Below are 4,780 nucleotides of genomic sequence, written 5' to 3' on the forward strand. Positions count from 1 at the left end.
GGTCCGCCCTGACAAACACGTCGGCTGGCCCACGGACCGCTTGCCGGGTGATCATGAAGGCGCCCTTTACAGGGCCTCCGCCGCAATCCTGAGCCAGGAGAATTGACCATGAACCTGTCTTTTGAGCCTTGGACGGCGTGCTGGAACAGGAATGCTAGAACAGTTGCTGGGAGCAGCAGCCATTTCCGGTTGGTTGTCGCTTCCAGTACCGTGCCGATGAAGGCCAGGGACGAGGGATCGAGTTCGAGGAGTCGTTCGACGTCCCATTCGTGGTCGAGTTCCTCGATGCGTTTAGTGATGTCGGCTTTTGACCGGTCGGCGTCAGTGTCCATGTGGCGTTCGATTTCGCGGTCGAGTCCGGCCTGGACGTGCTCGGAGTGCTGGAACGCACACGGTCCGGAATGTCCTGTTGGTGAAGGTTCTCGTTATCCATAACGTCCTCCGTGGGTTTGGATGGCCTTACGATACATTTCCGGGCTGAGGCTGTCTGCGGTGCCTGGCTAGGAGGGCTGGGCCGGTCTGACGCCTGGTGCTCACCACCGTCAGGGTGGGGAGTGTGGCCGTTGGTGGGTCCTGCACTGCAGTCGGGGGACTGGAGTGCAAGGGAGCAGTGCATGATGTGCGGCGATTGCAGGGCGGGTCAGGATGCTTTTTCAGAAGGATGTCGGGCGGGTTTCGCAGCCTTGGGCAGCTACCCTGTGGACGGTGCACAATGACCGTCCCGGACCCCCAGGCTCCAGGCGGGCCGGCCGCGCTGCAGCATCCCCGCTTTGCCCGCGCTATGCCCGGGCGGTTGACGGTATGAACCGCAGGGGCGGGACTGAACATCGCAGGGATCTGCTGAGTAGCTTGCATGGCCGTGTTATCGAGATCGGGGCCGGGGACGGGTCAGCGTTCGCGCTTTACCCCGCCACGGTTACAGGAGTCCTGGCGGTGGAGCCTGATGACTACCTGCGCGCCCTGGCCGCAGACAAGGCAGCGTCCGCTCCGGTTCCGGTCATCGTCGCTGCCGGGGCCGCGGAGGCTGTCCCTGCTGCCGATGCCAGCGCAGACGCCGTTGTCACCAGCCTTGTTTTGTGCAGCGTCGTTGACCAGTCCGCGGCCCTGGCTGAGGCACGCAGGGTCCTGCGGCCGGGCGGGGTGCTGGCCTTCTATGAGCACGTCCGCTCCGAACATGGTGTTCTTGCCGCGGCGGAGGATGTCCTTACCCCGCTGTGGAAGCGGGTTGCCGGTGGCTGCCACCCGAACAGGGACACGCTTAGGGCGATCACCGAGGCAGGGTTTACGGTCAGCGACAACCGGAGGTTCGGGTTCTCAGTCCATCCGCTCGCGCCGCCGATCGCGCACATCCTTGGCCATGCCACAGCCCTTGGCCGCGGCGCGGCCTGACCCTACCGGCTGCGGTGCTGGGTGGACGCAGAATCGCCGACCGGGTGAAACAGCGGCCGGGGATGCTTGCTGTGCTCAGGCCGGTCCCGGCACGGTCTTTGGCAGGCTTGTTTTATGCTGGCGGGATGGGGAGGGTCGCCAGGCTGTGATCATGGCGAAGGCCAGGATTAGTTCAAATACCGTTTACTTAGCTCAGGCTCTGTTAATATTGGTACATGGCTCGCAGCGGATGGATTAAGCCCGAAACCCAGGAACGTTTGAGTGACCATGTCTCTCTGGGTGTTTTGACGCGAGCTTTCCCGCCGGATGTGGTGGACCGGGTGATCGCGCGCAGCGGTGCGGGCCAGATGCGCAACAGGCTGCTGCCGTCGCGGCTGATGGTCTATTACGTGATGGCTATGGCCTTGTTCGCGGCCGGCTCGTATGAAGAGGTGATGCGTTCGCTGCTGGCGGGCATGGAGTGGATCACGGGCCGGTTCAGGGATTGGCAGATGCCGACGAAGGCCGCGATTTTCAAGGCGCGCACGCGGCTTGGTTCGACGGTGATGGCTGAACTCTTCGCGGAGGTTGCCAAGCCCCTCGCAGCACCGGGAAGCAGTGGTTTTTACAAGGAATGGCGGTTGGTCAGCGTTGACGGGACGTGCCTGGACATCGCAGATACGCCAGCGAACGAGAAGTACTACGGACGGCCCGGCACAGCCACCCAGATCAAGAGCGCATACCCACAGGCCCGGGTTATCGGACTCGTGGAGTGCGGCACCCACGCGGTGATCGGCGCCGTGGTCACTGGCTATGACACGGCCGAGCAGGACATGTTCCCGGGGCTGCATGCGGACTTGGACGCCTCCATGCTGCTGATGGCAGACCGAGGGTTCTTCAGCTACCACGCCTGGAGGGACAGTGCCGCAACGGGCGCGGCACTGCTATGGCGCATGAAGGCCAGCAATGTCCTGCCGGTGCTCGAGGAACTGCCGGACGGCTCGTACCGCTCCGCGGTCTATGCCAACCCCAAGGCCCGCCGGAATAACACGGACGCAATCCCCGTCCGGGTCATTGAATACACCGTCACCACCGGCGCCAACACCAGCGATTTCCGCCTCATCACCACCATCCTGGACCCGGACACAGCACCGGCACAGGACCTGGCAGACCTCTACGGACGGCGCTGGGAAATCGAGTCCTGTTTCGACGAACTCAAAACCCACCAGCGCGGCCCCGGAATCGTCCTGCGCTCCAAAACCCCCGACGGGGTCCTCCAGGAAATCTACGGCTACCTCTGCGTCCACTACGCCCTGCGGTCCCTATTCGGCGAAGTCGCACTTTTGTTCGAAGAAGAACCATTACGGTTTTCCTTTACACGCACCCTCCGGGCAGCCCGGCGAACCCTCGCCGACCGCCCGGCCTTTTCCCCCTGACAAACTCCGAAAAGCCTTCACCAGCTTCACCGGCGAGATCCTCCACGACCTCCTGCCGCCACGCCGGCAACGAACCAATCCCCGCGTCATCAAACGCAAGATGTCAGGCTGGCAACTCAAACGAATACCCAAACCGCCTAAGTAAACGGTCTTGGGATTAGTTCGGCGATGTCTCCGGCGTAGTACATCAGTTCCCCGGCCTGGCGCAGCTCCGCGGCAGTGGCGGTGACCTGGACGTACAGCCCGGCGTAGAGCAGTTGGGAGATGATGGCGTGCGCGGCGATCGCCACGCCCAGGATGACGAGCCTGGCCGGCACTGTGGGCCGTCGCGGTGAGGGGTCGGCCCCTGCGATTATCCAGGCAAAGAGGTATCCGGCGAGAAGGAAGTGCCCATGGATGAGCCAGTGCAGCCCGGGGTTCTGCGCCACGGTGGTGTAGAGCGGGGTGAAGTACAGGACCGCGAGGCCGCCGACGTTCAGGATGAGCGCGGTTATCGGGTGGGCGAGGAGGTGCAGGGGAGGGGATCTGAGTGACCGGCCGATGGTTTTACCGGCACGGCGTGGCAGGGAGCGCAGCAGCAGGGTGACCGGTGCGCCCAAGGACGAGCCCGATCGGTGCGTACATGCCGATCAGCAGGTGCTGGTACATGTGGGAGGGCAGGCTGCCTTCCGGGTACGGGGCGGTCTGGGGCATCAGGCCCAGGGCGAGGAGTGCAGCGCCGGTGACGAAGGCGGTGGTGCGCCAGGGGTTCCAGCCGCGCGGCTCGGTGCTCCGGGCATAGGCGAGGACCACGTATCCCAGGACGAGGACGGCGAGCAGGACCAGCGGAACTCCTGCCTCGATTGCCCCGACGCCCTGGTGAGCGTGGGCGCCATGGACGGCCGTCATCGGCTGTCGGCAGCTGACCGCCGGTCATCCGCGGTCAGGTCCAGGACCTGGCCGGTGCGCTGCAGCGCCCACCCGCCGGCGATCAGGAGTACCCCGAAGATCAGGAACAGAATGTCCGCCAGCGTCTGGTACTCGCCGCTGATGACGTGGTGGATGCCGAGCAGGTGGTGGTCCAGGATGCCTTCGACGACGTTGAAGATCCCCCAGCCAACCAGCACCCAGCCCCACAGGACCTTCGAGGCCCAGATCCGGCCGCGGGACCCGCTGATCCGGGAGTACAGGATGCCCAGTCCAATGAGCACGGCGAGCCAGGTGATGGTGTGGAAGAACCCGTCCCAGAGGGTGTTCATCTGCAGCCCGTGGACGGTGGTGACCGGGTATGCGCCGATGTCGACGTTGGCGGTTTCGGAACTGGAGAGCATGTGGTGCCATTGCAGGATCTGGTGCAGCAGGATCCCGTCCACGAATCCGCCAAGCCCTACCCCGAGAATGATCCCGGGCAACGTGATCGCTTTGGCCGCGGCCTCATGGTTCCTGCCATGTGCTGCTTCTGGGTTGGACATGTCCACTCCGTTCTCCTCATTCGGGCCATCAATCTCGGGCTCGTACCCACTCTTTACACAGTATGCTTACTATCTTTCGGCGTCCACGCCGTATGCCCTCCTGACCTGCGGTGATGCGGGCACCCCTGCCGGGCTGGCCGGCGGCCGCGCTGGTGGTTCAGGGGGATGTTGTGGTCGGTTCCGCGCATCCGGAGGGCCACCAGTATGCCGGATGCTGCGGTGAGGGCGGCAACCACAAGCACGGCCGCGGGAATTCCGTAAGCGTCGGCCAGTACCCCGGACAGCAGGGCTCCGACAGCGAAGCCGCCGTCCCGCCACAGCCTTAAAATCCCCACGGAACGTGCCCGCCATAGTGGATGGGCCACGTCGCCGATTGCCGCGAGGAGGGCGGGATAGATTGCTTTGGGTCCTGGGTTTTTCTTTACGTATGTGACCGCTTCCAGCCAGTCGCGGTGCAGCGACTTACGTCGGTGCTGGGAAGCGTAGCGGGCATAGAAGGAGGCCAGTCCTGGCCAGGTCCCCTGC

7 protein-coding genes are annotated in these 4,780 nt (G+C 64.2%); 2 read left to right on the top strand and 5 right to left on the bottom strand.

All coding sequences use genetic code 11. The features are described 5' to 3' along the window. Positions 1-332, bottom strand: a 332-nt coding sequence (locus PY310_RS21220; RefSeq protein WP_275216610.1) for a hypothetical protein, incomplete at its 3' end; no start/stop codon positions are given. Positions 333-849: 517 nt separating this feature from the next. Between PY310_RS21220 and PY310_RS21225 the strand changes: the two genes are divergently transcribed. Both PY310_RS21225 and PY310_RS21230 read left to right on the top strand, forming a co-directional pair. Next, positions 850-1,389, top strand: coding sequence for a class I SAM-dependent methyltransferase (locus tag PY310_RS21225; protein WP_275216611.1), 540 nt, complete (start codon positions 850-852; stop codon positions 1,387-1,389). Positions 1,390-1,604: 215 nt separating this feature from the next. After that, positions 1,605-2,804, top strand: coding sequence for an IS4 family transposase (locus PY310_RS21230; RefSeq protein ID WP_275216612.1), 1,200 nt, complete (start codon positions 1,605-1,607; stop codon positions 2,802-2,804). 137 nt (positions 2,805-2,941) lie between these two features. Here the strand turns inward: PY310_RS21230 and PY310_RS21235 are convergent, their stop codons facing one another. From PY310_RS21235 to PY310_RS21250, 4 genes are all read right to left on the bottom strand, one after another. Continuing rightward, positions 2,942-3,403, bottom strand: a complete 462-nt coding sequence (locus PY310_RS21235; RefSeq protein ID WP_275216613.1) for a cytochrome c oxidase assembly protein — start codon at positions 3,401-3,403, stop codon at positions 2,942-2,944. After that, entirely contained in the window at positions 3,351-3,692 is a 342-nt protein-coding gene (locus tag PY310_RS21240) for a cytochrome c oxidase assembly protein (RefSeq protein WP_275216614.1), read from the bottom strand. The genes PY310_RS21235 and PY310_RS21240 overlap by 53 nt, the downstream gene beginning before the upstream one ends. Further along, complete coding sequence (locus PY310_RS21245; protein ID WP_275216615.1) at positions 3,689-4,255, bottom strand: DUF2243 domain-containing protein; 567 nt, start codon at positions 4,253-4,255, stop codon at positions 3,689-3,691. Before PY310_RS21245 ends, PY310_RS21240 begins: the two co-directional genes overlap by 4 nt. Before the next feature lie 53 nt (positions 4,256-4,308). Beyond that, positions 4,309-4,780 (bottom strand): MFS transporter (locus tag PY310_RS21250; RefSeq protein ID WP_275216616.1); only part of this gene is annotated, 472 nt, incomplete at its 5' end.

The sequence above is a fragment of the Pseudarthrobacter naphthalenicus genome, assembly GCF_029076445.1.
Taxonomy (GTDB): Bacteria; Actinomycetota; Actinomycetes; order Actinomycetales; family Micrococcaceae; genus Arthrobacter; species Arthrobacter naphthalenicus.

Excerpts from the sequence above, each read along its gene's own strand:
- PY310_RS21230 (WP_275216612.1), top strand. The coding sequence starts at position 1,605 with ATGGCTCGCAGCGGATGGATTAAGCCCGAAACCCAGGAACGTTTGAGT.
- PY310_RS21240 (WP_275216614.1), bottom strand. The coding sequence starts at position 3,692 with ATGACGGCCGTCCATGGCGCCCACGCTCACCAGGGCGTCGGGGCAATC.
- PY310_RS21245 (WP_275216615.1), bottom strand. The coding sequence starts at position 4,255 with ATGTCCAACCCAGAAGCAGCACATGGCAGGAACCATGAGGCCGCGGCC.